Annotated in this window: 17 protein-coding genes; 6 read left to right on the top strand and 11 right to left on the bottom strand. The window is 51.6% G+C overall.

Features of this window, described 5'->3' with window-relative positions:
- Positions 1-154: 154 nt before the first annotated feature.
- Complete coding sequence (gene purB / locus M3200_RS06025; protein ID WP_022382644.1) at positions 155-1,510, bottom strand: adenylosuccinate lyase; 1,356 nt, start codon at positions 1,508-1,510, stop codon at positions 155-157.
- 236 nt (positions 1,511-1,746) lie between these two features.
- Here purB and M3200_RS06020 point away from each other — a divergent pair, with 236 nt between their 5' ends.
- Genes M3200_RS06020 through M3200_RS06005 form a run of 4 tightly spaced genes read left to right on the top strand, consistent with a single transcriptional unit; the run spans position 1,747 to position 4,443 of the window.
- The gene (locus tag M3200_RS06020; RefSeq protein ID WP_022382643.1) at positions 1,747-2,355 is read left to right on the top strand and encodes a LysR family transcriptional regulator; all 609 of its coding nucleotides are present in this window, start codon (positions 1,747-1,749) and stop codon (positions 2,353-2,355) included.
- 5 nt (positions 2,356-2,360) lie between these two features.
- Positions 2,361-2,579 carry a type 2 periplasmic-binding domain-containing protein gene (locus M3200_RS06015; protein WP_022382642.1) on the top strand — a complete coding sequence of 73 codons (219 nt, stop codon included), beginning with the start codon at positions 2,361-2,363 and terminating at the stop codon, positions 2,577-2,579.
- Between the two features lie 12 nt (positions 2,580-2,591).
- Complete coding sequence (locus tag M3200_RS06010; RefSeq protein WP_022382641.1) at positions 2,592-3,488, top strand: hypothetical protein; 897 nt, start codon at positions 2,592-2,594, stop codon at positions 3,486-3,488.
- A 46-nt stretch (positions 3,489-3,534) separates the two neighbouring features.
- Positions 3,535-4,443 (top strand): hypothetical protein, encoded by a 909-nt coding sequence (locus M3200_RS06005; RefSeq protein ID WP_022382640.1) that lies wholly within the window; start codon positions 3,535-3,537, stop codon positions 4,441-4,443.
- A gap of 391 nt (positions 4,444-4,834) precedes the next feature.
- Here the strand turns inward: M3200_RS06005 and M3200_RS06000 are convergent, their stop codons facing one another.
- The 5 genes from M3200_RS06000 to M3200_RS05980 all read right to left on the bottom strand — a co-directional run bounded on the left by M3200_RS06000 (position 4,835) and on the right by M3200_RS05980 (position 9,216).
- Positions 4,835-5,806, bottom strand: a complete 972-nt coding sequence (locus M3200_RS06000; protein ID WP_022382639.1) for a hypothetical protein — start codon at positions 5,804-5,806, stop codon at positions 4,835-4,837.
- A 504-nt stretch (positions 5,807-6,310) separates the two neighbouring features.
- The gene (locus M3200_RS05995) at positions 6,311-6,925 is read right to left on the bottom strand and encodes a hypothetical protein (protein WP_022382638.1); all 615 of its coding nucleotides are present in this window, start codon (positions 6,923-6,925) and stop codon (positions 6,311-6,313) included.
- 15 nt (positions 6,926-6,940) lie between these two features.
- On the bottom strand, positions 6,941-7,630 hold the full coding sequence (locus M3200_RS05990; protein ID WP_022382637.1) for an MmcQ/YjbR family DNA-binding protein: 690 nt from the start codon (positions 7,628-7,630) through the stop codon (positions 6,941-6,943).
- Positions 7,631-7,639: 9 nt separating this feature from the next.
- Entirely contained in the window at positions 7,640-8,080 is a 441-nt protein-coding gene (locus M3200_RS05985; protein WP_022382636.1) for a GNAT family N-acetyltransferase, read from the bottom strand.
- Positions 8,081-8,730: 650 nt separating this feature from the next.
- Complete coding sequence (locus M3200_RS05980) at positions 8,731-9,216, bottom strand: hypothetical protein (RefSeq protein ID WP_022382635.1); 486 nt, start codon at positions 9,214-9,216, stop codon at positions 8,731-8,733.
- Positions 9,217-9,656: 440 nt separating this feature from the next.
- Here M3200_RS05980 and M3200_RS05975 point away from each other — a divergent pair, with 440 nt between their 5' ends.
- Both M3200_RS05975 and M3200_RS05970 read left to right on the top strand, forming a co-directional pair.
- Positions 9,657-10,457 carry an ADP-ribosylglycohydrolase family protein gene (locus M3200_RS05975; RefSeq protein ID WP_022382634.1) on the top strand — a complete coding sequence of 267 codons (801 nt, stop codon included), beginning with the start codon at positions 9,657-9,659 and terminating at the stop codon, positions 10,455-10,457.
- Between the two features lie 71 nt (positions 10,458-10,528).
- On the top strand, positions 10,529-10,999 hold the full coding sequence (locus M3200_RS05970) for a hypothetical protein (protein ID WP_022382633.1): 471 nt from the start codon (positions 10,529-10,531) through the stop codon (positions 10,997-10,999).
- A gap of 338 nt (positions 11,000-11,337) precedes the next feature.
- On the opposite strand, the gene M3200_RS05965 is transcribed toward M3200_RS05970, so the two are convergent.
- The 5 genes from M3200_RS05965 to M3200_RS05945 all read right to left on the bottom strand — a co-directional run.
- On the bottom strand, positions 11,338-11,880 hold the full coding sequence (locus tag M3200_RS05965; RefSeq protein WP_288178183.1) for a GNAT family N-acetyltransferase: 543 nt from the start codon (positions 11,878-11,880) through the stop codon (positions 11,338-11,340).
- A 144-nt stretch (positions 11,881-12,024) separates the two neighbouring features.
- The gene (locus M3200_RS05960; RefSeq protein ID WP_022382631.1) at positions 12,025-12,648 is read right to left on the bottom strand and encodes a hypothetical protein; all 624 of its coding nucleotides are present in this window, start codon (positions 12,646-12,648) and stop codon (positions 12,025-12,027) included.
- A gap of 140 nt (positions 12,649-12,788) precedes the next feature.
- Positions 12,789-13,190, bottom strand: coding sequence for a (deoxy)nucleoside triphosphate pyrophosphohydrolase (locus M3200_RS05955; protein ID WP_022382630.1), 402 nt, complete (start codon positions 13,188-13,190; stop codon positions 12,789-12,791).
- A 9-nt stretch (positions 13,191-13,199) separates the two neighbouring features.
- A complete protein-coding gene (locus M3200_RS05950; RefSeq protein ID WP_288178184.1) occupies positions 13,200-16,409 on the bottom strand; it encodes a DEAD/DEAH box helicase in 3,210 nt (1,069 codons plus the stop codon).
- 195 nt (positions 16,410-16,604) lie between these two features.
- Positions 16,605-17,333: GIY-YIG nuclease family protein (locus M3200_RS05945; protein ID WP_288178182.1), on the bottom strand; the 729-nt coding region annotated here is incomplete at its 5' end.

The raw sequence follows: 17,333 nt of genomic DNA, 5'->3' as shown, positions 1-17,333 counted from the left end.
TTGAGGTTTTGAGGTTTTGAGGTTTTGAGGTTTTCAGATAAAACAGATATATAAATGTGTTGGATAATCCCCCCCATCGAATATAAACAATGCAAAAGGAGCTGTGGCGAAATGATTGCACATTTCGCCACAGCTCCTTCTTCCTTTATTATCTTTATTCCATATATTCTTTATACGCTTCGAGGACCCTGTCGCAGAATATGGGCGCGAGGCCTAAGTATTGTTCCGGATTCAGCATGGTGTCGATTTCTTCTTCGGTGAAATCATCCGTGACGACCTTGGTCTTCATGAGGACGTCCTTCAGGGGGATTTCCTTTTCGTAGGCTTCCATGCAGGCATCGTAGACGATGTGATGGGCGGTGAGGCGGCCGAGTTTTCTGGCGAGGTGCATCATGACACATTCGCTCATCATGAGGCCCTTCTGGAGGAAGAGGTTCTTTTTCATGTGGTCTTCGTAGACGATGAGATTCTCGAGGATGTACCTTGCTTTTTCAAGGGCGGTCGCCATGAGGACGAAGGCTCGGGGCAGACCTTCCCATTCGGAGATGAAGCAGCCCCAGTCTCTTTCGTTTTCAGAGATCATGCTCTCGACGATGGCGGGCGCCGTGGTCCTGACGTTCCTAAGAAGCGCGAGGACGTTTTCAAGGACGGCCGGGTTTCTCTTGTGCGGCATGGTGGAGGAGCCGATCTTCCCTTTGAAGAAGGGTTCTTCAAGCTCGAGGATTTCCGTCCGCTGCAGAGTGAATATTTCATAGCAGATGCGGCCCATGGTGCCTGCAAGGAGAGCAAGGTCGCTCGCAAGTTCTGCCTGATTGTCTCTCGCCGTATGCCATGCGATGAGCGGCACGCGAAGGCCCAGGATTTCTGCCATTTTTTCCTGCGTCTCGAGGCCCTTTTCCGGCTGCGAGGCAAGCGTTCCGACAGCGCCGCCCATTTCCAGGACGAAGGCGCGCTTTTCCATTTCCTTGAAACGCTCGATTTCCCTTTTCAGCTCATCCGCCCAGCCGGCTGCCTTGAAACCGAAGGTGATCGGGATGGCATGGACGACGTGCGTCCTTCCTGCTTCCGGCGTATCCCTGTACTTCTTCACGAGCGCAAGGATCGCGGAAAGACAGGCCTTCGCATCGCGCAGGATGATGGAGCACGCTTCCCTCTCCATGAGGACGAGGCCCGTGTCATAGATATCCTGGCTCGTCGCGCCCCAGTGGACGTACTCGCCAGCATCGCTCGGAAGGCTCTTCTTGAACGCATTGAGAAGCGGCACGATCGTGATCGAGCTTCTGAAGCCCTCCGCCAGAGCATCCATGTCGATTTCCTCAGCGCGTGCGTGGCTGACGATTACATCCGCCGTTTCCCTGGGAATCACGCCCAGCTCTCCCTGCGCCCTTGCCAGCGCCGCTTCCGTGTCGAGCCACTTCTGCACCCAGTTCTTCTCACTCCACACCGCTCTCATTTCATCCGTTCCGAAAAGAAATCCCAGCACCCTGCTGTCTTCCATCATGCTAGCCATCACAGCCTCCTCCTGCGCGGAACCCCCGCGCCTCTCTTTCCTATATCCTACCCCCATTTCGCCCGCCCGTGAAATACCCGTTCCTTATCGCTTCATAAGCCGGATTTATGGCAAGTTATACAAAATTGATAAAGAAACAGCCGAATCCTCTCTTTTTCGTATATTTTCAATAACATTCCCAACAGTTTACATTCATACTTGTTATAATAATAAAAGAAACAGGAAAGGAGCAGCCTATGGAATTCCGCCAACTCGAGTACTTCCTCGCCGTCAAGAACGCAGGAAGCTTCACGCGCGCCGCCGAGCACCTCTACGTCTCCCAGCCCGCTGTGACCAGCGCCATCCGAAGCCTGGAAAGCGAGCTTGGCATCACCCTCTTCGACCGCTCCCAGGGAAAAGCATCCCTCACGGCCGAAGGCAGGATCTTCTCCGCCCACGTCGAGGAAATCATGAAAGGCGTCGTCACGACCATATGCGACATGGACGCCATGAAATCCCTGAGCAGCGGCACCCTTGCCATCGGGATTTCCTCCTTCCTGTCACTGCCATCCGTCCTTTCCCTCATCGCCCGCTTCCTTTCGGACCATCCGGGCATCGAGTGCCGCGTGCAGGAAGGACCGGCAGAGGCGGTCGCCGCCCTCCTGGAAAAAGGCGAACTCGACGGAGCCTTCCTTCCCGAAGACCCTGGCGCCGGGTATGACATCCATCCCCTCGCCGAAGTCCCGCTCGCCCTCATCCTTCCAAAGAGCCATCCGCTCGCAGAAAAGAAGAGCGCCTCATGGGACGACCTCGAAGGCATGGCCTTGTTCCTCCCCGAAGACTTCGGAAAAGGAATGAGACCCTGAGCCGCGTGCACCGCGTCCTCACAGCAGGAAGCGCCGACACCATCCGGGGACTCCTCCTTGCCATGGACAGCGCGGCCATTCTCCCCGCATCCATCTTCGAAGGAGACAGCCGCCTTGCAGAAATCCCGCTTGCGCCCGAGATCGTCATCAGTCCCGTCTATGCAGAAAACGCCAGACGGACACCATCCAGAGCCGCGCGGGCATTCTCGGATTCCATCAACTGAAAGGAGACGGCCATGAAACCAGAACTCGTCGTATTCGGCACGAGCCCGCTCGTCTCCGCCGAACTCCATACAGCCATCAGGCGCCTCTTCGGAGATACTTATCCCGTCAGGGAAGCCCTCACCGAAGACGCCGCGAGGGAAGATCCGGAAAAAGACGCCTGCTGGATAGCGGCACCCATCCAGTACCCGCACGTTTCCCGTTTCCTTCCCAAGGAAAAGACCTTCCTTCTCGATATGCAGCCCGCCGCGGAATTCTTCCTCGCCATGACTGCCAGGGTCCCCGAAGGAGCACCCATTTCCGTCTTCAATAACCGCAAAGCCTACGCCGAGCGCTTCATCGGGCAGATGAAGGACCGCATCCGGGGAAATCACCCGTACACCGCGATTTCCTATGAAGACATGCCTGAAGAAACAGTCCTTTCCCTCCTTGGAAAGGCCAGGTATATCACCGGCGCCAGCTGCTTTACCGGAGAAGGTTCAATTCTCTGCGAGAGCCCCTACAAAGAATCCCTCCCAAAAGATGTGAGCATCCTCCCCGCCAGCCGCGTTCCCACCTTCGACTCCTCGCTCCGCCTCATCCTTGCCCTTGCTGCAAGAAGAGAGCGCGAGCTGAAAGAACTCCTCCGGAAAGCGGAGAGCCCGGACGAAAAGGAAATAGCCAGGGAAGAAATAGCAAGCGCCATCCAGTGCTTTGAACGCGCCTGCAGGATAGCCCTCCTGGAAGGAGCCTCCCGCCTTCCCGCCAAGGAAAAGGAAACCTACAAACCACCTGCGAAAGAACTTGAAGAAAACGCAGAACTCATAAAAATCATCCGGGGCCGCCTGCGGCAGCAAGCAAGCGCTATAGAAAAAGCCATGCAGAACGCCCGGGAAGAGGCCATTTCCCCAGACAACAACCCGCATCCATAAGGATCCGGTCATATATAAGAAACCAAGGAAAAGAAAGGACATCATCATGAACCATCCCGTACTCATTGCCGCTGGAAGAACCCAGGCATCCAAAGACGAACTCCAATTCATCGTCACCAACCTCATCGGCACCTACTACCCCGTCGAGGCCGTCCTGACGGCAGACATCAAAGAAGCAAGGAAAGATGCACTCTACATCTGCGAAGACACAGAAGCATCTCAGCTCCTCACCGTCATCCCGGAAGAAAACCTCTTCCCCCTGCACCTCGAAGTCGTCTCTGAACACTTCTTCGTCCTGAACAAAGTCCCCGAAGGAGAGACACTCTACGTCTTCAACGACACCCGTCCCTTCGCCGACCACTTACTCGAACAATGCGTCGACGCCCACCTGAACGCCTCTGCCTTCGAAAGAATCACCTTCGAAGACACCGACCCTGCCATCGTGGAAAAAGCACTGAAAGAAGCCAAGTACATCACAGGCACCGACTTCCTCACCAAGAAAGGCCGCATTCTCCAGACCACCTACAAACCGCTCCTCCGCGAAGACGTCACCATCTTCCCGGCAAGAAGAGCCCCGTCCATGGAAACCTCCGCTCCCCTCATCCACAGACTCCTCAGCGAAAGAATCGAAGAACTGAAACAGTCCCTCGCTGAAGTCAAGAAAGAAGGAAACGAAGAAAAAGCAGCAGCCCTCCTCGAAGAAGCCAACACAGCCAACCTCGAATTCCGCCTCGCTGCCCTCCAGAGCGTCACCATCGGAGTCCAGCCCTTCAGACTCAAAGAATCCGACCTCACCGAAGTAGACGAAGGCCCGATCCCCGAAGGCACCATCCCGCAGATCGAAATGAAAATCGGCATCCTCGAAAAAGCCAAAGCCGACATCATCAACCTCATCTCCAGCCCCATCATCGTCCCGGCTGACAAAGAAGAAGCAGAAAGAAAACTCGGGAAATAAAATAAAGAAAGTGAAACAGGAAAGTAGAAAGCGGTCTCGCAAGAGACCGCTTTTTGAGTGGAGAAACCAGACGGGCAGGTTAAAACCTTCCGCAATCATTCAATACCAATATTATCAATGGTGACTTAATACGTTTACCATAAATGAAAACCGTAAGATGCTCATTCGATACTATCAAATGACGCCGTAATGGAGGCCTTTGACCTGCCCCAGCGGGGAAGGCGTCTGGCTTATCTTCTTACTGTTGCCAGAGGAAGGGGTGCAGTATTCATTGGTTTTTATAAAAAGGTTTCTCGAGCGAAGCGAGGTCGTATGGTTTTAATCTTCCCTCATCCCCCACGCAAAAAGAGCTATGAAAAATGGTCCACATTTTTCATAGCTCTTCCCCTATTTATTCTTCTTCCTCGTTGAATTTCAGGAGTGAAATGACGCCGAGGATTTCTCTATTGATCGAACCGTCATCGTGGAGAAGACCCATGGTGACGATCACGGAGATATTTCTGGCCTGGCGGGCAGCGAGGGCGATGATTCTTCTATCCTCTTTGCCGTACTTGTTCCAGTCATACCCTTCCTGATCGACGATACGCTTCAGCGCTTTGACACGGGCATGGAAATTCTTCGTGTTGCTTTCCAGCACCTTCCTCTGACCCTCCGCCAGAGTGCAGAGCTGGACAGCGAGGCGGGCAACAACCTTGGATTCCGCTTCGAACTGTTCCGCTTCCTGCGGATACATCTTCGTGCGGAAGCTCGATGCTTTTTTCTCGCCCCTCGTATGAGACGGACCATCGCCGAAGCCGACGAAGACGGAATTATTCGCATCCGGTCCGAAGACATCGCCTTCCACCTTGCCCGTCATCAGCCATTTGACAGTCGCATTGATCGAAGAACTATAGGAAATTTCATTCTTCCCCGATGCCCTTTCAAAAAGTGTCTCCGCATCAGAAACACCCAGCGCACGGATGCGAAGTCCTCTTAAATCAGGATCGTCATTTCTCTCAAGTCTCCTGATCCTGGCAATTCCTGCCTGAAGCCTTCTGTTCTCATCCCCTCCCGGAACAAAATCAGCCATTTCAGCAGCCCTGCTGCCAGCTTCAAAATCCACATTTTCAATCTTGCTAAAAATCTCAGTAAACGTCGTGAGATCCCCGGTAATTACGGCAAGTTTCTCATTGCCCAGCTGACGGATGGTCAGATCAGCCGACTTCCTCGCTGCTTCCCTCTCCTCTGCTGCGCTGCGGACCTTCGTATCCGCCTTCTTCACGGCCTTAGCCGCCTGCTTCCTTCCCAGCCTGCCGAGCACGTAAAATGCTGTGCCAAAAGAAACCACGAAAATACCGGCATCCATTAACCAGGAACTATTCACCTTTTATCCTCCTGCCATAAAGCGGGCCTCGCCCATAACCAGCTGCTAATCAATTGCGCTTTATTTTACATTATTTTTCTATAAATTAATAGTACTTTTGCTAATAGTACTTTTGCGATGTTTAATAAAATTTAATAAAAGGATAGACATCTATCTATATTATAAAATTCCGTTAATCTTTACTCCTCCTCTCCACTGTAACCTGCTCTGACTATAATCCCGCATAAAACAAAAAGATATACTACTAAAGTATACCATTTGCAAAAAATATTCAATATCAAACAGAAAGCAAAAAGAGGACATCGAAAGGAAAGCGAAACGCATGGCTTTGATTTTCTTTCAGCCACAGGCGGATTTGCTTTTCTTTTCGAGCGCAGCGAGGTTTAAGGGTGTTAACCTTGCTCCGAAAGGAGAAGGTGTCGCCGGAGGCGACGGATACAGTAGTTCCCAGCCTGCAAGGCGGCTGTATGGTTTTATCATGTTGTACGGTTTCAATAATCCCCCTCAAAACCTGCTAATGCAGAAGTAATCCTCTCCTTCTTTTACGATATCAAAAGGAATGAAATCATTCTCATGGACACCATAGTCCTGGTCAGGTTCATTCAGGAGCTTTCCTATGCAGCGCCCCTCTTCGACTTCCATGCTCCTCACCCAGCAGCCCTCTGGTTTGTAATCGTCCTTCAGGAAGATGACGAGAATATCGTCAGGATGGTCAGGATGCCTGGAGTCGTCGATGAGGTCGACACTGCGGATGGCCGCCACATCTTCGGATGGCGCATACGCTTCGTTGATGACGGCGATTTTCCTCTCATACGGCGTCCTGTCCACCACCAGACCGAGACGGATGCTGCATTCATTCGCCTGTTCCTTGCGCAGCTTCACCATCATATCCGGAACTCCCGGAAGAGGAATGATCTTGTCCCCCTCTACCTTTGCAGGAGCGAGGATTTCAAAAGTGAAACCGCCCTCCGTATCGACATACCCGTACGCCAGCACACCGCCATCCTCCGGCGCATCCATGCCCCCTGCGTACAGCAAGCCCGAAATCGTCTGATTTATCCCAAGCAGGCAGATCTGGTGCTCCATCTCCCTGAAATTCAGCTGCGCGACCTGTATCATAAATTTCCCCTCCCCTTATTTCTTGACTTTCCTGCGGCCCTTCCTGCCGGACTTCTCCACGAGAGCATAACTCTCATCCAGCATCCGCTTCGCCGCATCCATATCCGTTTCCTTGTCCAGAAGAATGCTGATCCAGTGCACCTTGTCCATATGGTACGCCGGGAAATACCGGTCATGATCGATCAGCCGCTGGATTTCCTCCGGATCCGCCTTCACATTCAGGACCTCCGTCATGCCCTTCCTCTCCACATGGAGCGACGTCCACGGAATGCGCATGAAAAGCCCGTACCATTTCTTCGTCCCGTGCTCGCGGAGCGTGCAGTAATCCTTGTAAATCACCCGGAGATTCTCCTGCTCCGTCCCGTACCTTTCCTTCACGTACGAAAGAAGCCGGCTCCGCACATCCGAATCGAAGAAACAATTCTCCACCACATCGCGGACGAGATTCTCCGCCTCCTGGCGCACGCGGTCGACGAAAGCCCCTTCCGCCGACTCCACCTCGAAAAGCGCATACGGCACACGGTCCGGCAGCTCCACCACCGACACCGTCATTTCCCTGCCATGGACAGTGACAACCGCCGCCAGTCCATCCGTCTCCGGAAGAGCGCGCTCCAGCGTGAAAACGCCGCCCTTCTTCTTGAAGCCATAAGAAACCGCCGCATCCTCCAAGAAATCATGCGTCCTGAACACACTGCTGAAGTCCATAAGACCTCCTTACTCCTCCAAACGAAGACGCATCGCCGTATGCGGGATCCCGTCCTCAAAGAACTCCTCCGAAGCCTTCACGAAACCCTCGCGCGCATAGAACCCCATCGCATACGTCTGCGCCTCAAGGAAAATTTCCTTCGGCGAATACCGCTTCTTGATCTCCTCAAGCCCTGCATGAAGAAGCTCGCCCCCAAGCCCCGTCCCGCGCTCACGCGTCAGCACACGGCCCACCTGGATCACCCCGGGCTCTCCCTCACGAGGAAACGCACGAAGATACGCAGCCACCGCTCCATCCTTCACACAGAACACATGAAGACTGTCATAATCCACCCCATCCAGCTCCGGATGCGGACAATGCTGCTCCACCACAAACACATCCACCCGCGCCCGAAGAATCTCATACAACTCCTCACGCGTCAGCTCATCAAAACCCTTAGCAATAAACATCCATCCCACTCCATTCTATATATGTATATATTGATTATACACTGTAGAACCCAAGAAAAAACAACTCGCAAACTCGCCGTGCTCGCCTTCCCGGGAAGTGGGCCGCAGGCCGGTCTTAATCTTGCCCTGGAATGGAAGGTGTCGGCGGAGCCAAACCGCGGTAAAACCGCGGAGAAATGCAACTCATCCACCGCAAGCGGTCCCCCCTTCTCCTGCCGGAGCAAGGTCACCCATCGAGAGTCCTTTTTTGTTGCGCCCGCGGCGCGGTTTAAATGCCAAGGTGCACTTTTAGATTAATGAAGATTAGAAAGAAAGCTCTTATATAGCTACCGTACAACCGCCCTAAGGTGCGAATTAAAACACCACAAAACCTCGTTTCACTCGCAGAACCTTTTATAAAAACCGATGAATACTGCACCCCTTTCCCGGCTTTTTTGGAAAATGCAGCAATTAAAAACCACATAACCAAGGCTATCGCCTTGAGGAAATGCAACTCATCCGCCTGACATCAGAATTTAAGGTCGGGCACCTTCTCCTGACGGAGCAAGGTCAAAGGCATTCTTCCCCGCTGGGGCAGGTCAAAACCTTACGCATCGTTGCGAACCGATATTATTAACTGCGATGTACTGAGTCTTGTCTTTTCCGTTCCCTCACTCAATGGCGGCCGGTATCCTTATGGGATTCTTCTCCGGGGCTTTCCAATCGAGTTCTTTTCTTCCTGCTTTCGGGGAGAGGACGTCTCTCACCAGGCGGATGTGGCGTTCTACGGTGGGGAGGGACCAGTGGGTCAGAAGCTCTCGGCCTCCCGAAAGGCCTATGATGCATTTTCCCTCGCCATCGGTGTAAAGGCTCCGGATGGCGGACAGGCGCACGTATCCCAGTGATGGCGCTTTGTCCGAAAGTTTGACCTGTACAAATATAGATCCGTCGTTAAAAAGAAGACCCGTCCCTCTCTTTCCTTTGAAAAGCTTCCTGCATGCCTGATTGTCATTCCCCATGAATGACGCCATCGTCTGCATATATTTTTCTACCGTGCAGTACGACATACTCTCCCACCAGTCCTCATAAATCACCAGGCACGAGGAAGCAGGGCCGGTGACGCAGGGGACAAGCGCAATGATCCTTGATGGTTCCACTTGCTACTCCTGTATTAGACTCACTTCGTTCCGAAAATCCGGCAAGGCTCCGGGAAACAGGAGCCAGCAGGGAATGGCAGCCTTCCCCGCGCCGTCAGGCGGCCGCATCTGCCGCCTCGGGTCTTGATGACCTCTTTAGCAATTATAAACATTTGTTCTACTTTTAGCAATACTATCAATTTCACCGAAGCTTTGCAGCTACCAGTCGTGATGAAAAACACTGTTTCTCCTTTCCCGAGAGCCGCTAACCTCGCCTTCCCAGACGGGGAAGGGGGACCGCTTCGCGGTGGATAGGGTTGATTACCACTAGCGCAGCGAGGTTGTATGGTTTTAATCTCCAAGCACACTCTCCCCGCTAATAAACCACATCCTCCTCATTTGACAATCCCCTCCCTCCGTCTTAGAGTGAAAGATAACAACACACGAAAGGAAGGATACATATGATAGGTGCCATTATAGGAGACATTGCCGGATCGCGGTTCGAATGGGACAACTACCGCGCCAAAGACTTTGACCTCCTCTCAGATAAATGCTTCTTCACCGACGACTCCATCATGAGCCTCGCCGTCTGCGACGCCCTCCTCAAGACCGTCCCGTCCTACAAAGGCCTCTCCAGACAAGCCGTCCTCTCCATGCAGAAAATAGGACGCCCCTATCCCCAGAGCGGCTACGGCGGATCCTTCTACCACTGGATCTACTCCGATGACCCCGAACCCTACGGCAGCTTTGGAAACGGCGCAGCCATGAGAGTCAGCGCCTGCGGCTGGGCAGGAGAATCCCTCTCCGAAGTCAGGAAACTCTCCAAAGAAGTCACCAAAGTCAGCCATAACCACCCCGAAGGCATCAAAGGCGCTGAAGCTGCCGCCTCTGCCGTCTACCTTGCCAGAACCGGCGAAACAAAAGAAGACATCCGGAAATACATCGAAGAGAAATACTACAAACTGAACTTTACCATCGATGAAATCCGCCCCACCTACGAATTCAACGAAACCTGCCAGGACACCGTCCCCCAGGCCATCGAAGCCTTCCTCGAATCCGAATCCTTTGAAGACGCCATCCGCACCGCCGTCTCCGTAGGAGGCGACAGCGATACCCTTGCCGCCATCACAGGCGGCATGGCAGAAGCCTACTACGGCGTCCCCAAAGACATCCGCGAAAAAACCGGACAATTCCTCGACCAAAGACTCACCAAAATCCTCAAAACCTTCGAGCAAAAATACCCGCCCAAAGTGACGGAATAATAAAAGAGGCAGAACAAACTTTACAGACGATCACTTTGATACATCGGAACCCTCTGAAAGGAATGACAGGTATGGATATAACAAATCTGCAATCTGACATGGATTATTTGTTTAACTGCAACTTTTTTGACGATTCCTTTGATCCCGAGGACCATGAAGATCACCAGGACTTTGCGGATAAGGTATTACAATCCTACAGCTGGGACGAGATCTATGGTTATTTTTTCAGGCACCTGACACAAGACTGTACGACAGCCGAGTCAGTCTACAATGCCACTAACCTATACTTTGTCTACTGCTTTGACAAAAACCCAGTTCCTAATCCCTATGAGCTTGTCGGATATGTTCTGTTCCGAATCGATTTGGATAAATACTGGGATGAATATGGTGATTTTATCGACAGCTTTGCAGTATCTGTTCTTGAGAGCAGCAAGAAAGTGAGTCTCATGACAGACCCATACTATGCACCCTGGGAAGACCCTAAAGTCATTAAGCAAATGGAAAAATGGAAAAAGCAACTTCAGAACAATGAATCAGATTAAATAGGGAACTCTGAGAAAATTTCACTAAATACAACCTTCACTTACCACGAGCGCAACGAGATTTAGCTGTCCGCGTCAGGGGAAGAGTTGCCTTTGACCTTGCCCTGGAAGGGAAGGTGCCCGACCTCAAATTCTGATGTCGGGCGGATGAGTTGCATTTCCTCGGGCAGAGCCCGGTTGTATGGTTTTTAAAGGTGCATTCTCTAAAAAGTCAACGCATCATCGCCCAAGGTTTTCATAGGGTTCATTTTACAAAGGATCTCCTCACCCCATCAAAAACAGCGGTATCAAAATGCTCAGTCATTTTGATACCGCTGTTTTTTGCCCCGTTGCTTTCCTTATTTCACTCGTTCCACCTTCGGCGCATGAAGGCCAAAGGAAATTCTCTTGATCACCCGGATATAATCCTCCACCGGAAAATCTTCCTTCGTGCACAAGATAAGATACCTGTCGCCGCCGTCGATCAGGTTGTAATCCGTACTGACAAACCCATTCCTTCGATAAAACTCCAGCCTTCTCTCCCTCTGCTCGGAATTCGCCGCATGAGGATCCAGCGGCTCAATATTCAGGGCCACGCCCCTTTCCGAGGCCCTTGCCTTCAGATCCGTCAGAATCGCCGTCCCGTATCCTTTGGACCGGATTTCATCATTCACCGCCAGGTACAAGACGAAAACCATATCCTCATTCTCGACCGTATACGTGAAACCGCAGAAATCATCGCCATCATAATAAGCCAGGAAATGCACATAACTGCTCCAAGCCCGAAGACGCAGCAGGAACATCGGAAACTGCTCATTCTTTGGAAAAGCCCTCTCCAGAAGACCCTTCACCCGTGAAAGATCCCGAAGACTCCCATCCACCTTCCGCGCCGTCAGCCTCATCCCGATTCCCCTTTCCTGCGATAATGACTAGAAATAATGCTTTAAGACCTATGATAACACAGAAAGAAAAACGAACGATACACCCACGCAAAAAGGAGCTGTAGCAAAATGATTGCACATTTTGTCACAGCTCCTTTTCAATTTCTATTCTTCTCCTATATATACGCAGACATAGTCTTCGCCGTCCTTGACGATGCCGAAGGGAATGGTGTCGCCTTCGTGGACGCCGAAGTCTTTGTAAGGCTCGTTCAGGAGTTTTCCGATGACATGGTCTTCCGCCACGTCCATGCTTCGTACCCAGCATATTTCGACGCCTTCCTGGCCTTCCTTCATGAAGAGGACGCGGAGGTCGTCGGGGAGATCGGGATGGCGGAGTTCGTCTATGACGTCCATTCCGCGGAAGAACTCAAGACCTTCATTTTTGAAATAGCCTTCATTGATGAACCGGATCGTTTCCTCAAACGGCGTCGTATCGACATCGGGATGAAGGATGATATTCCAGTGAGCGGCACTGCCCCTGCGGACCTTCAGGGAAACCGTTCCGTCATTCGGGAGAGGAATGAACCTGTCTCCCTCCCTCTTCGCAGAAGCGAGGATTTCGAAGGTGAAGCCTGCTTCGTTATCAATATAGCCATACCCCAAAGCACCATCGGCCCCATCGGCGCCGATCTTCGCAGCTTCAAGTAACTCCGCCAGATAATCGTTCATAGCAAAGAAACAACCCCGGTGATACATGTCTCTGAAACTCAGCTGGCTGACAAGTGTCATAGAAAATCCTCCTTTTCTCCCCGTACTCGAAAAGTAAGCAGCAAGAGCCGTTCCGCACGGCCGAAGACCTTCCCTTAGCTTGATTGTAGCATACGGGGTGGGGGAACGGAGGAAAACATGGAAACCGCGTGGCTTTCCCTCTACTCCATGATTTCGTGTATCTTTTTGATGATGGTCTGGTCAGCAGGAAACCAACCAACGGTATCCAGACTGCTCTTAGTCAGCCATTTTGCAGCTTCCGCTTCTTTGAGAACAATGGTACCTTCCCTGACTTTGGCAAGGAAGGTATCCATGCTGAGGTGGAAGTTTGGATAGTCGTATTCGATAGTGCCAAGAAGTGGACCGACTTCTATTTCCACTTCGAGTTCTTCCCGAATTTCCCGGCGAATCGCTTCTTCAGGTGTTTCGCCTTTTTCTATTTTCCCTCCGGGGAATTCCCACTGCCCTTTAAATTCTCCGTATCCTCTTTCCGTGGCGAGGATTTTGGTGGGATGGTCGAGGTCATCAGCAATGACAGCGGCTACGACTCTGATCGTTTTCATAGAGCCTCCTTACTGTGCCAGAAGCTTTCCTGTCTGGCGAATGAATTTGGCCGGGATGGGGCGTTCAAGGTGCCAGATGATATTCATAGGACTGCTGCCTTGGTGGCTCACGTATTCGGCCTTGCCGAGGTAGACGAAAGGCGCAGTACCGGTCTGGTCTTTGTTGTATTCTCTGACAAAGAGGAGAATTTGGGATCCCATTTCCTTATGGTGGATGTAACGCTGTCCAGTATTGGATGCTTCGGATGTGGTGCTCTGGCTCTGCCAGTGGAAGAGATGCTCATTGATGGAGTAGTCGGCATACATGGTCGTCGGGGAATAGTCTTTGTCGGCTTTGTTCAGCGTATTGATGAAAAAGTCGAGGTTTCTGTCTTTCAGGTAGAGGACGCCCTGACGCATGGATTTCGCTCTTTCTGGATGGCCGAGTGCGACGAGAATCTGGTCCTTGGTGTAGTGGCAATGGAGGTCGAGCGGACAGGTGAAGCCAAGATCGACATTCTCATCGACGAAGTCGAGGTGGTCGAGGTTGTATTGCAGAATATCGCAAATTTCCTGGCACATGACGGGATTTTCCCGGATAGAGGCCATGTCACCTTCCAGGTCGCTGTAATCGTGAGGATCTTTAGTGCTGTTTGTCGGCCAGACGGTATACTGGAACATTTCGAGCATGAGGCGTCTTTCTTCTTCTGTTGCATCACTGACGGTGCCCGGCATGAATTCTGAAAGGATGGTCTGGATCCATCTCCGGGAGTCGATGGCACAGATTTTACCCATCGCTTTGGTAATGGTATCCTCGAGCGGTTCTTCGAAGTCCTCCCGCTTGTCCGCCTTCACGCAGAGGCGGTAGAAGCCGGCAGCATTGGTCCCTTTCGTTTCTCTATCGGTGTAGAGGTCCTTGATATCCATGCTGTAGTAGGAAAGGAAATTGTCCAGGGTGAGCGGTCTTCCGCTGTCTTCTTCAAAGGTACTAATTCCCTGGATGAGTCTGCCCTGTGCGCCAAGAGATGCGTTGATATTTCTAAGGATGTTTTTGGCTGCCTTTTTCTCGAGGTGGATATAGCAGCCGCGCGGGACGGAGATGAAACCTCTCTTGATCTCATCCGCCAGACTTCCGTGAGCTTTATTCAGAAGGGCTGTGAATTTCGATTCAAAGTCGTATTTCTTATTGGCTTGTCCAATGAAATCGAGGACGGTAAGGCATTCTTTTCCTTCAGAGAGACGCAGTCCACGTCCGAGCTGCTGGAGGAAAATGGTCAGGGATTCGGTCGGCCTCAGGAAGAGGATGGTATTGACGGATTTGATGTCGACGCCTTCGTTGTAAAGGTCGACGACAAAGATGAATTTCACCTGACCGGAGACGAGTTTCTGCTCGGCGGATTTCCTGTCTGCATAGGACGTATCGCTCGTCAGGTACATGGATGGCACGTCATGGTCGTTGAAATAGTCGGACATGAACTTTGCATGGGCTTTGGAAACGCAGAACCCAAGGCCAGTGACATCGTTCCAGTCGGTCACGTAACGATCTGTTTCTTCAAGGACCCATTCGGCTCTTTTCTTCGCGCCGTACTGTTCCATGGAGTAGACGTTGGAAAGCTCGGAGGCGTCGTAGCCGCCTCTCGTCCAGCGGATCTGGCTGAGGTCGGTCGTGTCGTCGACGCCGAAATACTGGAAGGGACAGAGGAGTTTCCTGTCGATGGCATCGGGCAAGCGGATTTCCACGGCAATGCGTCCGTCAAAGTACGGCAGGACGCTTTTTCCATCCATTCGTTCCGGAGTTGCCGTCATGCCTAGAAGAATCTTCGGCTCATAGTAGCTGAGGAGTGACTGGTAAGAAGGCGCAGCCGCATGGTGGAATTCGTCGATGATGATGAAATCATAGTAATTCTTGTCCGGGACATGTTTCGTGAAATCTTTGGACTGGAAACTCTGGATGGAAACGAAGAGCTGGTCGATAGTTTCCGGATGATTCTCACGTCCGACGAGAAGGCTGCCGAAGGTCGGATCTCTCATGACGCTGCGGAAGGTCGCAAGGCTCTGCTGCAGCAGCTCTTCCCTGTGCGCAACGAAAAGAAGTCTGGGTTTTCTCTCATGGCCGAACTTCTGGCAGAAACGACGATAGTCGAGCGCAGCGACGACGGTCTTTCCCGTCCCTGTTGCTGCGACAACGAGATTCTTATAGCGATGATGGATTTCCCTTTCCGCTGCGAGTTTGTCGAGGATCGCCTGCTGGTACGGGTACGGCTGGATTTCCATGATGTAAGGATTCGTGCCGAAGTTATTGAAATTCGGATCATCCTTATATCTTTCCCTGTAAATGGCCTCCTGCAGTTTCTTGCTGTCGCCTTCCTGGTACGTTTCAAACTCGCTGGAGTTCCAGTAGCTTTCAAACGTCGCTTCCATCTTCGCCATCGTGGACGGCTGGTCCTGAGAAGTAATCTTCACATTCCACTCCAGGCCGCTCGAAATGGCCGCACGGGAAAGATTCGACGAGCCGATATACGCCGTCGAGAAACCGCTCTCGCGGTAGAACATGTAGGACTTCGCATGGAGACGTGTCCTCGCTGTATCATAGGAAACTTTGATTTCCGTATTGCTGAGCTTGGCGAGCTCCTCGATTGCCTTCACATCTGTCGCGCCCATGTAGGACGTCGTAATGATGCGAAGATGACCCCGCTCAGTGAACTTCTTCAAAGGTTCGAGAATAAGACGAATCCCGCTCCATTTCACAAAGGAAACAAGAAGATCGATCCTGTCAGCGGACTCAATTTCCTTCGCGAGCTCCACAAACATCGGCGGTTCATGATCCGAACCCGTAAAGAGCGAACTCTGCGCCAAAGACGTGCCCGGACGCGAGAAACTCCCATGCTCCTGGAACGCGAACGCGGAATTCTTCGTATTCACGACCGACAAGAGCTGATCCACCCTGCGCTCCTCCGTGAGCGGAAGCAGATCCTTCCCGCTTTCACTGCCGAGTGTGCTGAGCATCTGATTGATCAGGCGGACCTGCTCTTCTTCTGCCTCATCCTTCCCGGACTCCTCTGCCACAGCCGTCAGCCGCTTCTCAAGAAGCTTTGCCACATACTCCGCCAGAACCCGCGCCGACTCAGCAGCATCCACAGCCCCGGTCTCCACCCGCTGCCGCTCCGCCGCCTCCGCCGAGCGAATCTCCTCCTTGAGCTCCTGATTGATCAGCTGCTCATACAACCCCTGCCTCAACATCAAACCACCAAACCTTCCCAGAAAACCGTAAAAATCTTTCCTAGATCTAATTATACCAGGGAGTAATGAGTAATAGATGAGAAATTCATGAGAATGCTGGAGAAAGATGAGGGAGTGTAAACCGTACAACCACACGCAAAAAGAGCTGCATCTTTATTTTCTGAGATGCTGCTCTTTCTTTTTATTATTCTTTTATTACTCTGTTGCTTCTTCCGATGCCTTTTCCTCGAGATCCCTAAGTGTAACTTTATCTTTGTTTCTCCAGCTTGTCAGTCCATTTGCATTCTTTCCAACAACAAACATGGCTGCAGCAGACGGGCTGGTGAAGAACAGGTCCTCTGTTATATTCCCGTTTTCATCAAGAGAGACTTTTTCTTTGCGTCTTTTAATGGATTCCAAAACTGTACCATCATTCACGAGCGAAATGTGGCTGCCTTTATAGACGATGAAGCCTTCATTCGTCTGCCGGCCCGTAGCATGTACTGATCCCACATCCGTAATCTTCCTGTCCAAATACAGCAACGGTTCTTCATCTGGTTTTGGTTCTGGATCTTCCTGTTCCTTCTCCTGTTTATCGTAAGGTTCGAATAATTTATACCCTAATGCACCCATGACAACCTTGGCATAATCGATAAATTCTTCCATTTCGCTTTCTTTTTCTTCGGTAGGATTGCCGATATTCGGATCATCTTTATTGATTAGTTCATACCGCTTTGCCTTGGTGGCAAGTTCGCAGAACCGATGCTCAAGGTAACTGATTTCTGTTGCTCCCAGTATATTGTTTGAAGTGGTAATAGCGACAGCTTCATTCCAGTAATCTTCCTTTGGATTACGCCGATGTTCCTGCAAACGATTGAGAAGTCCTTCCCCGGCTTTTCGTACTATCGCCTGGCCAACGTAAACCGCCTTTTCTTTATCTTCTTT

It is taken from the genome of Dialister sp. CAG:357, from assembly GCF_000435155.1.
Lineage (GTDB): Bacteria > Bacillota > Negativicutes > Veillonellales > Dialisteraceae > Dialister > Dialister hominis.
This window is presented reverse-complemented; position numbering and strand designations above follow the sequence as displayed.